Origin of the sequence: Paenibacillus tabacirhizosphaerae (assembly GCF_040812395.1) — a bacterium.
In the GTDB taxonomy this organism is placed as follows: domain Bacteria; phylum Bacillota; class Bacilli; order Paenibacillales; family NBRC-103111; genus Paenibacillus_E.
Genome location: NZ_JBFNXH010000011.1, coordinates 23,869 through 40,590, shown reverse-complemented (window position 1 = coordinate 40,590; position 16,722 = coordinate 23,869). Strand labels below are relative to the sequence as shown.

Sequence of the window (16,722 nt, the reverse complement as noted above, 5' to 3'; positions counted from 1 at the left end):
TTATCTACCCAAGACATGAAACGAAAAGAGGAATACGAATGAAAGATAAAAACATAGATGCTGAGGAAATCCTGCGCCAAGTGCCTTTGTTTCGGGATTTGTCTGAGGAAGAACGAGCAGGTCTTAGCAGGATAATGATTCAACGCTCGTACCGCAAGAAAACAATCGTTTTTACGGAAGGCAGTGAAAAAGAAGCTGTTTATTTCATTCAAAATGGCTTCATTAAAACGTATAAGACGGACGAGAATGGCCATCAAAACATTGTGTCCTTTCTGAAAACCGGGGATATGTTCCCTCATACCGGTTTGTTTCATGCGAATCAGTATCCGGCTACCGCAGAGACCATTGTCCCGACGCTGCTGCTTGCAATGCCTATCAAGCCGTTCGAAATGTTTCTCAGTAAAACGCCGGGGATTGCGGTTAAAATTTTACGCGTGATGAGCGAGAAAATTCTTGAACTTCAGGCCAAGCTGCAAGAATTGACGGGACAAGATGTACAAAACAGAGGGCAATTATTTTTGCTCAAGCTCGCAGAAACGAATGGGAAAGTGAAGAACGGGAAGCTGCATATTGAAATACCGATGACGCATCAGGATATCGCCAACGCGATCGGCACGACCAGAGAGACGGTCAATCGTCTGCTGAACCAGCTCCGCAAACAGGGAATCGTAGAGGCAGATCGTTCGGGGTTTGTGATTCACGATATTGAGGCGCTTCGGCATTGGAGAGAGAATTAATGCGGCTGACTCTTCATATCGAGACTTCTTCAGTGGGGAAGGACTGGCTGTTTCTGATACATGGCGGCAAGGCGCATATCGGAGCAATAGCTCTCGCATATCCCCACAAGGATAACATTCATAGCGAATCACTAACTGTCCCGGGACACAGGGAAGAGCAGTTAGCGATGGAAATAGCACGTTATGCCGCTCATGAGCTTAGGCAAGCTGTAACGGTAGTCATGGGAATCCACATTGACGATGCAACAAAAGAAGAGATTGTTGAGATCGTCGAATCCGTGCATCTCGCTATGAAACAAGAGCTTATGCGGATCAAGGCTTGTTGAAGCTCGTCTTCCATCCCAAGATAGCAATTCCCATCAACATTAGCAAACTTGCAGCAAGTAAAGAAATCGAGACGAACGGGAAGCTGCTGGCATACATCCAATTAAACAGCCCATCTAAGAAGAGGATCAGCTCGTTAGTCATAAATCCCGCGATAAACAATACGCATCCAAGGATTTTCAGCCTGGCACGGACATTGAGCCATTGTAGATGAAACGCTATCGCCAACATCGCACAGCTGACAAACCCGAGCAAGACCAAATGGAGATAGCCGATAACGATGCTGCGGGTGGAGAAAACGAGCGCCTCAAGGGCAGGGATGGCCGAGGTGGTCTCCAACACCATTTTGACCGCAAGGGCCATAAGAGCTAAGTGAAGCAAAACTTTGGCGGACCCATCGGTGAACAAGGTGCTGATAAAGGCGCGGGAGCGTATCCACATGATGAAAAATGCTAGCACAGAGGCTAACTGCAAGAGACCGGAAATGACGGCTATGGTGATCCAAAAAGGTGATAGGTTCATCCACAGCAGAGACAGCAAGAAGGAGGGCAGCAAAGATAGCGTGTAACCCCAGTAATGGAAGCTGGTCAATCGTCGAGAGAGTATGATCTGCTTTTGCTCGAGTAAGGCGTACAGCACGGCAAACAAACCGAGCGTAAACCAGCCATTATACTGGCCATGCAGATAAAAGTAGAGCGAAGCGTGATACCACGGGCTTTCTGAAAGATGCTTGGCGCTCAGTACGGCTAGGCACCAAGGTCCAGCAGAGGATAACACCATGAATAACAAACTTGCTTTGGCAAACCGGATGGCTATTGGATAGCAGGTTGTTTTTTTGAATTTTCGCCACATCCAGACAACCTGAACATAGGATAGCAAAATATGTATCGTAGAGAACAAGATGGAGTAGAAGCCATAACCTTGCAAAAGGAAGGCCAGAAACATCAAAACGATGGTGCACTGCGTCAGCAGCCAAATCGTTCGGAACAAGCGAGATCGGAGATCCTCTCGGGACAGAAACAGAGCAGCCAGAAGCAGAATGAGCGCTGAATACCCCCAACCAAGCAGGGCTATGTGGGAATGAGCATGAAGCAGCGGTTCGTATCTGCTTTGCCATGCGGGAAGGAATGCCATTCCTCGCAATACCGCTCCAGCAGCAGCTGTTAGGAGCAAATACAGCATGGGATACCGAAACAAAGCATTTGGCATGGCGCAGCGCCCTCCTTAGCAATAGCTAGCTTTATTAGTTATGCATGGATCTCCATGGCAGTTCGGGAATGTAGGCGCAGGTTGGATCACTTTCCAAATAATCGCCTGTGAGCGCGTAGGCTCTGGCTCTGGACCCGCCGCAGATCTCTTTGAATTCACACACGCCGCATTTGCCCTTAAGCAGCGATTTGTCCCGTAATTGGCGCATGACCGGCGAATTCCGATAGATGTCAAGAAGCGGCATCTGCCTGATATTCCCGCAGGAGACGGGGAGGAAGCCGCTAGGGTAAACATCTCCTGTATGGCTGATGAATACGAAGCCGTCACCGTCGTTCACGCCTTTGGGGGCCCGCCCCAAACGATCGAAATGCTTAATCTGCACAGCATCGCCAGATTCCGTTGCTTGCAGATTTTCCAGGCTTCTTTCTTGCGCAATGACCCTTCTATAATGTGGCGCTTCTGTCGTCTTAATGCCGAACGGCATCTGAGGCCCGAGCTTGTAAAGCCACTTCATCACTTCTTCATGCTGCTCAGGGGTGGTCATGTCCTTTTGCATCCCCCTGCCTGTAGGAACGAGAAAGAACAAGCTCCACAGAACAGCTCCCATGTCTTTAACCTTATCCGCAATCGCTGCTAAATCGTGCACATTATAGGTGGAGACCGTTGTGTTAATCTGAATGGGAATTTGCAACTCCTTGAGGTAGGAGATTCCTCTCATAGTCATCTCGTAAGATCCTTTTGTTCCGCGAAAATGGTCATGAATGTCAGCGGATGAACCGTCTAGACTGAAAGCCCAGCGGGATAATCCGACCTCCTTGGCCTTAACAATCGCGTCCCTTGTAACTCTGGGTGTGGCGCTGGGCGTCATGGAAACAGGCAGCTGCTTCTCACGTATCGCATAGTCAGCCAGCTCAAACAGATCAGGCCGCATAAGAGGGTCACCGCCAGTGAAAACAAATAGCGGCTGATGCATATCGGCAATTTGGTCGATTAATCGTTTGCCTTCTTCCAAACTGAGTTGTCTCGGGTCAGGCTTGTATTGCGCTTCAGCGCGGCAATGCAAGCATTGCAAGGCACAGGCGCGGGTTACTTCCCATATCACAATAAATGGATACTCATGGTAATCGCGGGTTTGCGGGAAAGATGATCTCATGAAGACGTCCTCCTCCAGATTCATTCGTTGCCGATGTTACCATCATAATGAAGAAGAGGATGTTTGAATGTGAGGGGGATCACAATTAACGGATTGAATAGTCGAATCGCTTGTTTTACTGCCAGGGTCTCATCATTTACTTCATGATAAGGATCGTTTGGTTAAATTTTTGTAATAACGCCGCGAAGTCCTGGCACTCCTCATCCGACCAGTTTTTCAAAAACTCTTCCATTCGGGTCGAGCGCAGCTTTTTATAGTCGACTAATTCTTGTTTTCCCAAGTCTGTCATTTGAAGCGAATAGGCCCTTCCATCTTGCGGATCGGGGATTCGGTAGACGTAACCTTTATGTTCAAGTGCCGCGGCTTGACGGCTTACGGTGGAAATGTCCAGATGGAAAGCCTCGGCTAAAGTCTTTACGCCTGAACAACCGCAAGTATATATATGATGCAAGAGCAGATAGGCGGAACGGTCGAGATTCCCCTTATTTTCAGCAGAAATAGAAGTAAGACGACGAACCAGCAGAGCCATTTCCAGCTCAAGGCTTTCTAATGATTGTTTGTGCATTTCTAAACCACCTCCAGATGAACTTTTCATGAAAAGTATATTGACACTTATAAAAATAGATGTATAATGCAATAATATATAGTTTTACAATACAACTTGTTTGGAAGGGAGTCAATCCATATTTGCTAGCAACTGGTTCCAATCCTTGTTTTAATTTTTGGCAGTGTTCAAAGGGGATGATGAGGCATTTATCTGATTTTGCGTAATGGCTTGGAAGGTGTTCGATGTTACATGGGATGAGAAGTGGCATGCACGTTCCCATATTTCATATTCTATGAAGAAAATAAGGTGTGAAGATGAGTCTTGAAACTAGTATTGCCAAACTCCTGAGACAATTTACTCGATTCCAAAAAGAGAAATCATCAAAGAGCATGACTATGGGCATAACGCCATCTCAATTCATGACTTTGCATCAAATTCGTAAGGAACCCAAGACGATCGGCCAAATTGTCAAAGCTGTAGATTTATCTTATAGCACGGTTTCGAGTATTATTTCCCGATTAGAGCGGGATGGATGGATTAAACGGGTCAGGGACGAAGAAGATCGCCGCGTGATTTGGATTTGCATGACGAATAAAATGCAATCCTCCTTGGTGGAAAATTCCTTTTTCCAAGATACGTATTCCTCTGAATGTTTTGATGGGTTATCGGAAGAAGAAATAGGCTTTTTTAGCAGTTCCATTGATTTGCTTACTAGACATTTGGAAAAGAAGGTAGAGGAGAACCATGAAGCGTAAAGTAATGTTATATATCATATTGACAGCTTTAGTCGTCGTCGGTGGAGGTATCGGCGGTTATTTTTGGTACGAGGGGCAAAATTACATCTCTACCGATGATTCGCGGCTTGCCGGCGATATCTACAAAGTAATGCCTCGTATTACAGGCAAGGTTACATCCCTGGATGTGACCGAAGGCGATCATGTGCTTGCCGATCAGATTATCGGTCAACAGGATAGCAATAATTTGGCGACAAGCTCCCTCGATTCAGCAGCACTGCGTTCACCGATTGCGGGAACCGTCATCAAAACTTTGGTGAAAGCAGGGGAAGTTTCGTCCCCGGGCCAAACCGTTGCGATGGTGGTTGATACGAACAAATTGTATGTTTCAGCCAACATTGAGGAAACCGAGATCAATAAAATCCAGGAAGGCCAAAAAGTAGAAATTCATTTGGACAATTTCCCAGGCAAAGTTTTGCTAGGCAAAGTGAAAGAAATCAGCAAAGCTACCGCATCGACGTTCTCGCTGCTTCCATCTACGAATACCAGCGGGAACTTCACGAAGGTGACACAACGCATTCCGATCAAAATATCGATCGATGACAACCAGGGCATGGATTTGTCTCCAGGCGTCAGCACGACGATCAAGATTCATTTGAAGGGCAATTAAAAAAGAGGAGTTTGTCAACGATGAAAAAAATAAATAAATTAATCGTTCCTGCAGTTCTCATGCTTGCGGTAGTCAGTGTTCTTCCTGGATGCGGAGATCAAGCCGCAGGCCAAACGAGCGCTGCCGCCGTACCCGTCCAAGTGATCAAGCTGGGGCAGCCTGTAGCTGCCGGGTTGAGCGGGAAAATCATACCGGATCAAGATATTAAAATTGTTTCCAAAGTATCGGGCAAAGTAGCCGAAGTGAACGTGCAGGAAGGCAGCAAGGTTAAAAAAGGCGATGTGCTGGTTCAACTGGAAACAACGGATCTGACCCAACAAGTGAAGCAAGCTCAATCCTCTATTGAGGCGGCAGAGGCCAAATTGGTGGATACGCAAGCAGGCGCTCGCAAGCAAGAGATTCAAGGGCTTCAAAGCGCAGTGAGCGCAGCCCAGGGCTCTTATGAGCAAGCATCCGCCGCTGTAGACCAAGCCAAGGCTGCATTCGATCTTTCGACTAGCACTTATAATCGTTTACGTAATGCATTCGACAGCAACTCCGGCGTAACGCAGGAGGATTTGGATAAAGGCACACTTGATTATGAGAAGGCGAAAGCTGCTTATGATCAAGCGCAAGGCGCGCAGAAAGCCGCGGCAGGCCAGTTGCAGGGAGCAGACGCGAAGCTTCAGCTGGCGAAAATTGGCCCGACGGACAACACCATCAAAGCGATGCAATCGGATGTCGATCGTTTGAACGCAGGTTTGGAACTTGCGAACAGCAGTCTGAGCAATGCGACGATTACGGCGCCGATTGACGGCGTTATTGTTAAGAAAAGCATCTCCGCAGGCGAAGTGGCTCAGCCAGGCGTGCAGATCCTGTCTCTGGTTAATATGGATCAAGTCCAAGTAGAGCTGAGCGTTGCGGATAGCCAAATCACGCAAGTGAAAGTGGGCATGCCGGTTGACGTTGCGATTCAGAATCTGCCAGGTAAAAACTTCCAAGGCGAGATCTCATTCGTGAGCCCTGTTTCTAATGCGAACAGCAATACTTTCCCTGTCAAAGTAAAAGTGGACAACAAAGATGGCCAACTGTTTGCCGGTATGGTGGCAGAGGTCAAAATGAGCCAGACCGCTCAGCAACAGAGCCGTCTGGAAGTTCCGAAGAGTGCCATTATTAAAAAAGACGAGAAGCAATATCTGTACACAACCGAGGACAACACTGCTCATCTTGTTGAAGTGAAAACAGAAGAGAAAAACCAAGACTGGCTGTATGTACAGCCTAACGATAAGCTGAAAGCCAATCAACAAATTGTCGTGAATCCTACAGACAAGATTGCTGAAGGGACGAAGGTAAAAGCCGAATAGGAGGCGCAGCTATGGCCGATGCATCGGCAATTAAACAACAAGAATCAGAAGGCAGCAGCAGGATGTGGCTCACCCTTATTGCCATTGTCATGGGTACCTTCGTGGCCGTTTTGAACAGCAGCTTAATGAATGTAGCGATGAATAAATTCGTAGCGGTATTCGGTTCGGATATCAATACGATGCAATGGGTCATTACAGGGTACACGCTTGCTTCTGCGATGGTCATTCCGATGAGTGGCTTTCTGGGGGCGAAATACGGCAATAAAAACTTATTTCTGTACTCCGTAGCCGGATTTACCCTGTTTTCCGTAGTTTCCGGTCTGGCATGGAGCGCCAGCACGATGATTCTCTTCCGGATTATTCAAGGATTCGCCGGGGGATTCATTATGCCGGTCGGGATGTCCATTATTTATTCGACATTCCCACGGGAGAAAACGGGAACGGCGATCGGCCTGTGGGGGGTTGCGGCGATGGTTGCCCCTGCCCTCGGCCCGACGTTCGGGGGATATTTGATCCAGAACTTCAGCTGGCGGCTTCTGTTCTTCATCAATGTTCCAATTGGGGTCCTTGCCGTTATCCTTTGTAAAGTATTGATGAAAGATACCCCTCGCACAGAAGGGGTGAAATTCGACACGGCTGGAGCTATTTTATCCATGATTTTCTTTGGCAGTCTGCTGCTGGCGCTGAGTAAAGGGCAAGCGGAAGGCTGGACATCGCTGTTCATTGTCTCTCTATTGTTCGTTGCCTTCTTCAGCCTTCTGCTATTGATCTGGGTCGAACTCGGGCAAAAGCAGCCCGTGCTGGATTTGAAGCTTTTCAAGAATCTTAAATTTACCATTAGTGTTATTGCCGGTAGTTTGGTTATGATGGGGATGATGGGCGGTACGTTCCTGACTCCGCTGTATTTGCAAAATATCCAAGGACTTTCGGCGATGGAGACTGGACTTCTTATGATGCCTCAATCCATTGCGATGGCGATCATGATGCCGATTAGCGGCAAGCTGGCCGATAAATTCGGGATTGTTCCCTTATGTATTACAGGGTTAGCCATTCTAGGCATTACGACGGTGGACCTTCATCATTTAACGACAGATACGCCTAATCATTGGCTCAATGTGGTGCTGACGATCCGCGGTATCGGCATTGGCTTATGTATGATGCCTCTAACCTCAGCAGGCATGAGTGCCGTGACTCCGCAGCAGGTGAGCAATGCATCGCCTTTATCCAATGTATGCCGTCAGGTGGCAGGTTCCCTGGGGATTGCGATATTTATGGCACTAATGAGCAATCGCCAAACTTCGCATTATCAGCATATTAACGACAGCGTGCCTGTCGATTCGCTGACAGCAAACAGCACTGTGTCGATGCTCACTGGCGCGATTTATTCGTGGTCGGTCGATACGGCAACGGCGACTGGCACAGCAGCAGCGTATCTGGCTGGTTTTATGCAAAAAGAAGCTTTGGTTCGGTCGATCGCAGATACCTTTTTCATATCAGCCATTCCGGCGTTTGCTTGCATTCCGTTTGTGCTTTTCTTTATTCAGAGAAAAAAAGCGCCAGTCGAAATCAAGGAGTAAATATATACATCAGAGAGTAAGATTGTTTTATTTTGGGAGGCATACGAAAATGAAAAAAAGTTTAACCGTGATAATGAGCTCGGCTTTTGCCTTAACCTTGTTGTCTAATGCTGCTCTAGGAGCGACTGCCCCTAAATCCTCTTCGAGTTTCAGTGATTTAAGCAATTTGGATGCAGGTACGAAGGCCAAATTTGATGCTATGATCGCCGCAGGTGTTTTTGACGGTGTCAGCGATGGGGTATTTGGTCTGAATGATAACATGAACCGCGCTCAATTCGCGAAGGTAGCCGCTTTGATCTTCGGATTGAATGTCGATACTTCGCTTAGCGTATCTAGTTTCTCCGATGTGCGCGCAGATGATCCGGCTAATGGTTATGCGCTGCCTTATATTGAAGCGCTCAAAGCTGCGAACCTTACGGACGGTTTTGGTCCAGGCACATATAACCCGGCCGGTGAAGTGACGAAGGAACAGCTGGCGGCATTCCTTTTGAGAGGCTTGAATAAAGATGGGGAAGCCAGAGCCAACGCGGGTGTAAATGACAGCACCGTATCGGATTGGGCAAAAGGATATGCGGCTCTGGCCCTGCAATTGAATTTGCTGAGCAACCAGGCAGACAGCTCGTTCGGGGGAACTTCCGCCGCAACGCGCAGCCTCTTGGTGACCTCCTCTTATCAAGCTAAGCAGCTTTATGCCAGTGGCAATAAGGGCGGAAATACGAACGCAGGAACGATTCCGGCAGAAGATCTGACCACGTATACTCTGATCGGGAATACGCAGGCTCAAATCAAAGGCGTGCTGCAGGAGAAAACCATTGACGGCTGGCGCGTTGGGGCTGTCATCAAGCTGAACAATACGTCAGGCTCGACCGTGCGGATTCCGGATTATGAGCTTCGCGTCAAAGCGGCAGACGGAACGGTCTATACCCTGCAGCCAAGCGCAAGCAACGTTCGTTCCATCTTGCCGCAGAGCGATGTCACACTCAGCTATATGGCGGATATCAGCGTCAAAACCGATATCCAGTTGAAGGATCTTCTTTGGGTAGATGTTGATCAAAAGGTGTATCCTAAGCTGGAAACCCTTCTTGCCGATGCTCCAATTGAATCCATCGTTTGGAAGGGCAAAGATGCAGTTGTTAAAGATTCCGCTTTGCTTGGAAATTGGGGCGCAACCTTTTCGGCGCCTGGCGTAACCTCAGCGCTGAAATATGCAGCGACAGATCTGTCCACGCAATTCACCGGACAATCGCCGACCTACATCGTTCAGGTCAAAGTCGTGAATACAGGCAGCTATACGGAGACTGTGCCTGATTTTACCTTGAGCGGTAAAGCGGAAGGGCAGTCATTTATCGGCAAGCGCGTTGAAGAGGGAGCTATTAGCCTGAATGCCGGAGAGCAAAAATATATCCATTTCGCGATTACGACGGATGTGGATACCAAATTGAACGCTTTCTACGTGCTATCGCCTGCGAGCTACTTGAAACAAGGGCAAACAACACCGATCTCTTTCTACACAGGACGCATCGGATTCCATCTTCCAGCTAATGGCGGTGCAGGAACAAACACAGGAACATCGGGCGGTGCGTATACCTATGGCACGCCAATGGTATTCAAACAGTCCAATGAATTCGTTAACCCGAGTTTGGCCGTTTCCTTGCAAGAACTGCATGTGACACAAAACGAAGAGACAGGAAATAAAACCGGTCTTGCCAAGTTCAGCATCATCAATAAAGGCGACAAACCGATTCCAGTGCCTGCTATCGATACTGAATTATCGGGTAAAGACGGCTACACTTACTCGGGTGTCCGCCAAACAGTCAGCAACCAATCTATTGCTCCAGGCTCGGGGGTTGTCGTTAGCTATGGCTATACCATTCCGGCTTCGGATCAAAGTGATGCATACCAATTGAATGTGCAGGGCGTTCTGTCCGGCAGCGCGCAAGGACAATCCGCGGGAACGACTTATAAGACGACGATTGCCAGCTACAACGTGAATGTTCAACCTGCGGACGATCATAACAGCATTTCCTTGTATCCATTCAATCTCAATCTGAAAAGCTGGACGTTATCGCAACTGACCATGATGGGGTCTACCGGATTCGCATATACGTATAAATTGAACTTGGATATGGACGTTGTCCGGAATTCCGAAGTGGAGATCGATAATAATTTCTCCAAGCTGAAATTTGAATTGGTTGACGCTACAGGAAAATCATTAGGCTCCGAATCCTTCTCATTCAGCGGTGCGAATCGTTTGGTGAGCGGAAACCAAGTGCTAAGCTTCCCTAATTTGACGCAATCCCAAATTCAAAGCAATGTGTCCATTAAAGTCTATGAAGCAGTGAACACGCCAAGCGGCGAAGTGGACAGATTTATTACGGATTTGAAATAGTCCTACAAGCATCAGGCTATTCCGAACAGACAAAACAGTATCGCTTCTCTTAGGAGAGCGGTGCTGTTTTTGTTTTATAGATATGAAAGCAGATATCGTCACGAATGTGCGTGTGGCGACCTCGCAGAGTGGAGAGATTCCGCACGCATCGTGTGGTATGAACATTCGACTGATGGACGTGGCGTGGAAGATCCGGAAGTGCCATAGATGTTTTGCCACAGCAGTTTGGATCGCCCCATACCGCCTCGATCTGCGATAGATCGTCATTTTGCACGGTTGAGCGGAACTTGGATGCGTTATGAAGCGGTATTTTCGGTTGTAGGGGTATTTCGCGGAACTACCGTGCGTTATGAGCAGGAAATGCTGGGTTGCAGGCACGTTTTGGCTCATTTAACGCACCCTAGTTCCTCTCCAGGGGGAGAAAAAGGCCGTTACCGTGGAATAAGGCATCGTAGTTCCGTCGATATCGCTGTGCATGGGGAATAGAAGGTTCCGGCAGTACCTCCTCCGTTTTCTTGCGAAGCTTATGGAGGCGGAATGTACCCGGAATCTTACAAAGGCATTCATGGATAGGAATACCGGATGGAGGATCGGGTAGGGAAAAAGAAGAAGAAGGCAGCACAAAAGTCGAACAGGGGGGATGGGTGTGGGGTGGAGAAGCGTTAGCGCCCGTATTTGAAATGTCGGAACCCCATTCCCATCCCCTCCCATGCGCCAACATATTGTTTATACCAAGGACGCCGCTGGGCGGTTTTCTTATGTGCGGAAGAAGACCGATCGATGATATGATAGGGAGAATGGAAGAAATTCATGTACAAAACACGATGAGAACAGGAGTTTATGATGAAACTACAAATAGGCATTATCGGTACCGGCTGGTTCAGCAGGGTTCATGCGCAAATTTTATCCGAGAGGGAAGATGTGCAGATTGGGGCGGTATGCGGGACGAGCAAGGCCAAGGCTGAGGAATTTGCAGCGGGATTTAACATTCCTGCAAGCTTTGCGAGTGTAAGCGAGATGCTGGATTCCGTTCGGTTGGATGCCGTATACCTGCTGGTGCCGCCTATGTCACATGGAGACATCGAAATGCAGCTTATCGAGAGAGGCATTCCTTTCTTTGTGGAAAAGCCGATTGGAGTGAATGCAGAGCAGCCCTTATCTATTTTGAAAGCGTTGCGCAAAAAGCCCTTGATCACTTCCGTAGGTTATCATTTTCGCTATACGGAAACAGTGAATCAGATGAAACAGGCGCTCGACGGACAAGCTCTCGGCATGATTACCGGCCAATGGATGGGAAGTATGCCGCAGGTGGCCTGGTGGAGAGACCAAGGGAGATCGGGCGGACAATTTATGGAACAGACGACCCATTTGGTTGATATCCTGCGTTACTGTACGGGGGAAATCGAGGAGGTGTACGCTTTGTATGACAACCAAGTGATGCATAAGCATTTTGAAGGTGTCACGGCTGCTGATGTGGGAACGGTTACCCTCAGGCTTCGCAGCGGTGCCATCGCTAATCTTTCCAATACCTGCGTTTTGCCTGAAGGAGTAGGGAAGGTGGGTATTACTTTCTATACGTCGGAGGGTATGCTTGAGTGGGATCCGGAGCGATTGATACGGACAGAAGCTCATTCGACGTCTGAAATCAAAAAAGTGGCGGATCCGTATGCCACAGAAAATGAAGCGTTCATTCATGCGGTGAAAACAGGCGATGCTTCGGGTATTCTCTCGGACTATGAGGATGCTTTTATGACGCAGCAGGTTACCGTTGCCGCCCTGCAATCTGCGCAAACGGGTGTGCCTGTCCGCATTGCATACAACCAATGCTTTTAAAGAAAGGTGCTGTCCCTAAGGTCACTTTTGATCCTTATGCGACAGCATCTATTTTTTCATTTAATTCTCAGAAAACTGGGGTATAGTATGCCTAACTTAACGAGAGGAGACTTTGACATGCTTTCACAGGAAGCCAATTCAAAGAAACTACCATGGATCCCTCAGAAAGAACGAATAGGGGTAATGATTGCGGTACTGGTATCCGTACTCTTCGTGGTATGGGAAATCTGGAGTATCCTGCATCTTCCGCCTGCAACGCTGCACAATCGCAGTTTCGAACATACGTATAAGAACTTTGGCTCGAATGCAAGATTAGCATTGTTCTTTGTGCTAGCTAATTATGTGCTCGCATTTGCAGTCAAACAGCGCATTTGGGATCGAATGGGCAGTCTGAAGGTCTGGTTGGTAGCTTTGCTTCGATTCGTACGCAGGTGGCATACCGCCATTGCCATCCTTGCGATTGCTCTTATTTGTCTCCATACTTTTGCCGTGTTTATGTATGGCTTCAAATTTGATTTCAATAATATTAGCGGGCTGCTTGCGCTATTCGTCTTGTTGCCGGTGCCGGTTTCAGGCTTGTTTCGATATAGGAGGCTGGACAGAAAGTGGCATTTACGGTCCGGACTGGCTTTTGCAGTATTATTTTTGATTCATGCCTTTCTATAGTAAACATGCAGGCTAGCTGGTTGTTCAGCAAGCTTTACAATATCTATACATGGTAATGATATTCCATTGACAATTGTGCTCTAAAATAAATCTATCAATTAAATAATCAGCACCTAACTGGTAATGATGGGTTGAGAATAGGAGAAAACCCTTGTTCAAGTAAAGTGTGAAAATAAGCCGGAGCATGCTTACTCAGCATGTTGCGTCACGCTTGTTTTTACATTTTCGAGCAAGGGTTTTTATTTTTGTCGAAAAGGGGTAGAGCTGTGTCAGAGCACGTTGCACATCATAAGAATGGATTCGCACCTTTCTATGGAGAAGCAGCAAAACGGGAACAAACGAAGATTCGCAAAGGGCTTAGCTCCTTTGAAGGTTATTTGTTCGATTTGGATGGAACCGTGTATTCGGGAAATCAGATATTGCCAGGCGTGCTTCCCACATTGAACAAGCTGCGGGAAGCAGGGAAATCGCTCCTCTTCGTGACGAACACGACGACGCATACACGAGAAGGCGTACATGATCGCCTCGAACAATTGGGCATTGCATGTGAAGCAGAACATATTTTAACCGCTTTATGCGTATCGCGGATGTACTTTCAGGAATATGAACCCGAGGCGAAAGTATTGATGATCGGCGAGCAAGCGATGCGGAGCGAACTGGAGTACTATGGCGTTGAAACGACGGAGGACGCTCTGAGCGCCACACATGTTCTTGTTGGACTGGACAGGCAGTTTACGTATGAGAAATTGACGCTTGGCATGAATGCACTGCGTAACGGAGCGCAATTGATTGCCGCTAACCCGGACCCGTTCTGCCCGCTTGAAGATGGGGTTATCCCTGATACCTGGTCGCTCGTCAAGGCGCTGGAGACAGCCAGTTTGCAGCCTGTGTTTAAAGTGATCGGCAAGCCTTCCGAATACTATGCGAAGCAAGCGTTTGACAAGCTTCATATTGCGCCGGATGCCATCTTGATGGTGGGCGACCGAGTTTCAACCGATATTTGTTTCGGCAATGCCAACGGTATGTATACGGCACTTGTATTGACCGGAGCGGATTCGCGCAAAGATATTTTACTGCAGGGCATTGAGCCCGACTATGTACTTGCTTCACTCAGCGAAATTGTAGGCGGCCAAAGGCGTTTTGGCTAGCAGATTCGGCATTAACCTCCATCGCATGGAGGAAATCATACATAACCTAATCTTGGGAGGACATGAACAATGAAAAAAGTATTTCTAACACTAGCTGCGGCAGCTCTAGTCACAACGGCATGCGGACAAGGCGCAGGCACTGAGAAATCGGCTCCTGCTGGCGCAACAACCTCTTCAACGCCGGCAGCAACCGCGAAGCAGGAAGCGAAGCCCGTCGAGTTGCAGTTCTATTTTCCGGTGGCCGTAGGAGGTCCCATTACGAAATTAATCGATCAACTGGCATCTGATTTTCACAAAGAAAATCCGAATATTACGGTGAAACCCGTTTACGGCGGCAGCTACCAGGATACGATGACCAAAGTCGTGACATCCGTGCAAGGCGGTACTTCCCCGGACGTAGCCGTGCTGTTGTCGACGGACTTGTATAGCTTGCTTTCCATGAACGCCATCGAGGATTTGACTCCGCGGTTTAACAAAGACTATTTCTCCGGGTTTTATGAAGCTTTTATGGGGAATACGAAGTCGGGGGATACGGTATGGAGCGTTCCTTTCCAACGCAGCACAATTGTTCTTTATTATAATAAGGATATGTTCAAAAAAGCAGGACTCAATCCGGACAAGGCGCCGGCAAGTTGGGCGGAAATGCGTGAAGCTGCAAGCAAATTGACGGTGAAGGACAGCGCAGGCAAAACCTCACAGTGGGGAATCGAGATCCCAAGCACCGGCTACCAATATTGGATGCTGCAGGCCATGTCGCTGCAAACGGGCACGAATATCGTGTCTGGTGATGGGAAAAACGTATATTTCAACAAGCCTGAGGTTCAGGAAGCTCTGCAATTCTACACGGATTTAGGCCGTAAAGATAAAGTGATGCCAGAGGGTGCGTTGGAATGGGCGACGGTCCCGTCTGATTTCATCAGCGGTAAAACGGCCATGATGTATCACACAACCGGGAACCTCACGAAGGTGAAAACGGATGCCAAGTTTGATTTTGGCGTATCGTTTCTGCCGGCTAACAAGAAATACGGCTCACCGACAGGCGGAGGCAACCTCTATGTGTTCAAGAACATTGCTGAAGACCACAAGCAAGCAGCTGTGAAGTTCATTCAATTCTTAACGCAGCCGCAGCGTGTTGCGCAATGGTCGATCGATACCGGATACGTGGGCACGACGAAAGCCGCATATGAGACGGACTTGCTCAAGAATTACGTGAAGGACTTCCCGCAAGCGGCCGTAGCCCGGGACCAGCTTCAGTACGCAGACAGTGAATTATCCACCTATCAAAACGGTCAAGTAACGAAGCTCTTCAACGATAATATTCAAGCTGCTCTGCTTGGCAATATGTCGCCGAAAGAAGCGTTGGATAAAGCGCAGCAGCAGGCTGAGGATATTTTGAAAAATTTCCGTAAGTAATCGCACAGACGGAAGGTAAATCCGCTTTTCGCGGTGCAAAAAAAGCTGCAGGGTCTGATTTCAGACTGCAGCTTTTTTTGCTACCCACTAGCGGGGCGCTCCAGCTTCTCGACGAAAGCTGCTGCCGCGTTGGAGAGCGGCATGTTCTTTAAAGTAATAATCCCGATTTTGGTTGAGGGGATCTTGGCGTTCAGCTTGACCTCAAATAGGCTGCCTTCTTCCAGCTCCTTGGCGACAAACTCTTTGGTTACGAAAGACACACCGAAGCCGATTTTAGCAAATTCAATGAGCAAATCGACGCTGCCAAGCTCAATTTCCGGCTCTAGCACAAGGCCGTGCTCCTGGAACAAGCGCGTGATGAACTTGCGTGAGCTGCTGTTCCGTGAAAACAAAATAATCGGGTAGGCAAGCAGTTGGGTTAGCGTTACTTGCCGCTCAATCAGCTCGCGGTATTTCGGCCCGGTGACGAAGCAATCTTGAATCGTAATGCCTTCCCGCACTTGGAGCTGCTCATCGAGAATCGGCGTGCGCACGATGCCGATGTCGATCTTCCCATCCTTCAGTTGCTTAACAATCTCCGGCGTCGTCCCATGCACCAGGTTGATTTGCACATGCGGATACTGCTCGTGGAACGATTCAAGAAACGGCAGCAGATAATGTTTGCATAGCGAGTCACTGCCGCCGATTTTGATTTCACCGCTGGAGAAATTGCGCAGCTCGCTTAATTTCAGCTCCGCCAGCGAAATAAAATTGTAGGCTTGTTCAATATAGGAGAACAGCACAGCGCCTTCCTTCGTGAGTTCGACACCTTTGGACGTACGGGCGAACAGCTGAAGCCCAAGATTATCTTCCAGCAGCTTGATGGAATGGGAGACGCTGGGCTGGGTAATGTAGAGCTCTTTGGCTGCTTTGGACAAGCTGCCAGACTTGGCAGTCAAATAAAATACTTTATACAGTTCGAAATTTATCATATAGACAC

At 48.1% G+C, this 16,722-nt stretch carries 15 protein-coding genes; 11 read left to right on the top strand and 4 right to left on the bottom strand.

The window, feature by feature from the left end; genetic code table 11:
• Positions 1-38 precede the first annotated feature (38 nt).
• On the top strand, positions 39-737 hold the full coding sequence (locus tag ABRS97_RS18740; RefSeq protein ID WP_367816623.1) for a Crp/Fnr family transcriptional regulator: 699 nt from the start codon (positions 39-41) through the stop codon (positions 735-737).
• Positions 737-1,063: a prenylated flavin chaperone LpdD gene (gene lpdD, locus ABRS97_RS18735; protein WP_367816625.1), complete on the top strand. Its 327-nt coding sequence runs from the start codon at positions 737-739 to the stop codon at positions 1,061-1,063. Before ABRS97_RS18740 ends, lpdD begins: the two co-directional genes overlap by 1 nt.
• Here lpdD and ABRS97_RS18730 read toward each other — a convergent pair.
• From ABRS97_RS18730 to ABRS97_RS18720, 3 genes are all read right to left on the bottom strand, one after another.
• The gene (locus ABRS97_RS18730; protein ID WP_367816627.1) at positions 1,050-2,270 is read right to left on the bottom strand and encodes a hypothetical protein; all 1,221 of its coding nucleotides are present in this window, start codon (positions 2,268-2,270) and stop codon (positions 1,050-1,052) included. The genes lpdD and ABRS97_RS18730 overlap by 14 nt on opposite strands.
• Positions 2,271-2,304: 34 nt before the next feature.
• Complete coding sequence (locus ABRS97_RS18725; RefSeq protein ID WP_367816629.1) at positions 2,305-3,423, bottom strand: TIGR04053 family radical SAM/SPASM domain-containing protein; 1,119 nt, start codon at positions 3,421-3,423, stop codon at positions 2,305-2,307.
• Between the two features lie 136 nt (positions 3,424-3,559).
• Positions 3,560-3,988, bottom strand: a complete 429-nt coding sequence (locus ABRS97_RS18720; RefSeq protein WP_367816631.1) for a MarR family winged helix-turn-helix transcriptional regulator — start codon at positions 3,986-3,988, stop codon at positions 3,560-3,562.
• Between the two features lie 296 nt (positions 3,989-4,284).
• Here ABRS97_RS18720 and ABRS97_RS18715 point away from each other — a divergent pair, with 296 nt between their 5' ends.
• The 9 genes from ABRS97_RS18715 to ABRS97_RS18675 all read left to right on the top strand — a co-directional run bounded on the left by ABRS97_RS18715 (position 4,285) and on the right by ABRS97_RS18675 (position 15,743).
• Positions 4,285-4,725, top strand: a complete 441-nt coding sequence (locus tag ABRS97_RS18715) for a MarR family winged helix-turn-helix transcriptional regulator (protein WP_367816633.1) — start codon at positions 4,285-4,287, stop codon at positions 4,723-4,725.
• Positions 4,715-5,374 carry an efflux RND transporter periplasmic adaptor subunit gene (locus ABRS97_RS18710; protein ID WP_367816635.1) on the top strand — a complete coding sequence of 220 codons (660 nt, stop codon included), beginning with the start codon at positions 4,715-4,717 and terminating at the stop codon, positions 5,372-5,374. Before ABRS97_RS18715 ends, ABRS97_RS18710 begins: the two co-directional genes overlap by 11 nt.
• A 20-nt stretch (positions 5,375-5,394) precedes the next feature.
• Positions 5,395-6,717, top strand: a complete 1,323-nt coding sequence (locus tag ABRS97_RS18705; protein ID WP_367816637.1) for an efflux RND transporter periplasmic adaptor subunit — start codon at positions 5,395-5,397, stop codon at positions 6,715-6,717.
• An 11-nt stretch (positions 6,718-6,728) separates the two neighbouring features.
• Positions 6,729-8,294 carry a DHA2 family efflux MFS transporter permease subunit gene (locus ABRS97_RS18700; RefSeq protein WP_367816639.1) on the top strand — a complete coding sequence of 522 codons (1,566 nt, stop codon included), beginning with the start codon at positions 6,729-6,731 and terminating at the stop codon, positions 8,292-8,294.
• 49 nt (positions 8,295-8,343) lie between these two features.
• Positions 8,344-10,683, top strand: coding sequence for an S-layer homology domain-containing protein (locus ABRS97_RS18695; protein WP_367816640.1), 2,340 nt, complete (start codon positions 8,344-8,346; stop codon positions 10,681-10,683).
• Positions 10,684-11,523: 840 nt separating this feature from the next.
• Positions 11,524-12,516 carry a Gfo/Idh/MocA family protein gene (locus ABRS97_RS18690; protein WP_367816642.1) on the top strand — a complete coding sequence of 331 codons (993 nt, stop codon included), beginning with the start codon at positions 11,524-11,526 and terminating at the stop codon, positions 12,514-12,516.
• A 117-nt stretch (positions 12,517-12,633) separates the two neighbouring features.
• Positions 12,634-13,182, top strand: a complete 549-nt coding sequence (locus ABRS97_RS18685) for a hypothetical protein (protein ID WP_367816643.1) — start codon at positions 12,634-12,636, stop codon at positions 13,180-13,182.
• Positions 13,183-13,448: 266 nt separating this feature from the next.
• Positions 13,449-14,330 (top strand): HAD-IIA family hydrolase, encoded by an 882-nt coding sequence (locus tag ABRS97_RS18680; protein ID WP_367816645.1) that lies wholly within the window; start codon positions 13,449-13,451, stop codon positions 14,328-14,330.
• Positions 14,331-14,399: 69 nt separating this feature from the next.
• A complete protein-coding gene (locus tag ABRS97_RS18675) occupies positions 14,400-15,743 on the top strand; it encodes an ABC transporter substrate-binding protein (RefSeq protein WP_367816647.1) in 1,344 nt (447 codons plus the stop codon).
• 80 nt (positions 15,744-15,823) lie between these two features.
• Here the strand turns inward: ABRS97_RS18675 and ABRS97_RS18670 are convergent, their stop codons facing one another.
• Positions 15,824-16,714 carry a LysR family transcriptional regulator gene (locus tag ABRS97_RS18670; RefSeq protein ID WP_367816649.1) on the bottom strand — a complete coding sequence of 297 codons (891 nt, stop codon included), beginning with the start codon at positions 16,712-16,714 and terminating at the stop codon, positions 15,824-15,826.
• Positions 16,715-16,722 lie beyond the last annotated feature (8 nt).

What these genes read in the sequence shown, in the direction of transcription:
- ABRS97_RS18700 (WP_367816639.1), top strand. Translation starts at nt 6,729, where the DNA reads ATGGCCGATGCATCGGCAATTAAACAACAAGAATCAGAAGGCAGCAGC.
- ABRS97_RS18740 (WP_367816623.1), top strand. Translation starts at nt 39, where the DNA reads ATGAAAGATAAAAACATAGATGCTGAGGAAATCCTGCGCCAAGTGCCT.
- ABRS97_RS18690 (WP_367816642.1), top strand. Translation starts at nt 11,524, where the DNA reads ATGATGAAACTACAAATAGGCATTATCGGTACCGGCTGGTTCAGCAGG.
- ABRS97_RS18695 (WP_367816640.1), top strand. Translation starts at nt 8,344, where the DNA reads ATGAAAAAAAGTTTAACCGTGATAATGAGCTCGGCTTTTGCCTTAACC.
- ABRS97_RS18715 (WP_367816633.1), top strand. Translation starts at nt 4,285, where the DNA reads ATGAGTCTTGAAACTAGTATTGCCAAACTCCTGAGACAATTTACTCGA.
- ABRS97_RS18705 (WP_367816637.1), top strand. Translation starts at nt 5,395, where the DNA reads ATGAAAAAAATAAATAAATTAATCGTTCCTGCAGTTCTCATGCTTGCG.
- lpdD (WP_367816625.1), top strand. Translation starts at nt 737, where the DNA reads ATGCGGCTGACTCTTCATATCGAGACTTCTTCAGTGGGGAAGGACTGG.
- ABRS97_RS18710 (WP_367816635.1), top strand. Translation starts at nt 4,715, where the DNA reads ATGAAGCGTAAAGTAATGTTATATATCATATTGACAGCTTTAGTCGTC.
- ABRS97_RS18720 (WP_367816631.1), bottom strand. Translation starts at nt 3,988, where the DNA reads ATGCACAAACAATCATTAGAAAGCCTTGAGCTGGAAATGGCTCTGCTG.
- ABRS97_RS18670 (WP_367816649.1), bottom strand. Translation starts at nt 16,714, where the DNA reads ATGATAAATTTCGAACTGTATAAAGTATTTTATTTGACTGCCAAGTCT.
- ABRS97_RS18685 (WP_367816643.1), top strand. Translation starts at nt 12,634, where the DNA reads ATGCTTTCACAGGAAGCCAATTCAAAGAAACTACCATGGATCCCTCAG.
- ABRS97_RS18675 (WP_367816647.1), top strand. Translation starts at nt 14,400, where the DNA reads ATGAAAAAAGTATTTCTAACACTAGCTGCGGCAGCTCTAGTCACAACG.
- ABRS97_RS18730 (WP_367816627.1), bottom strand. Translation starts at nt 2,270, where the DNA reads ATGCCAAATGCTTTGTTTCGGTATCCCATGCTGTATTTGCTCCTAACA.
- ABRS97_RS18725 (WP_367816629.1), bottom strand. Translation starts at nt 3,423, where the DNA reads ATGAGATCATCTTTCCCGCAAACCCGCGATTACCATGAGTATCCATTT.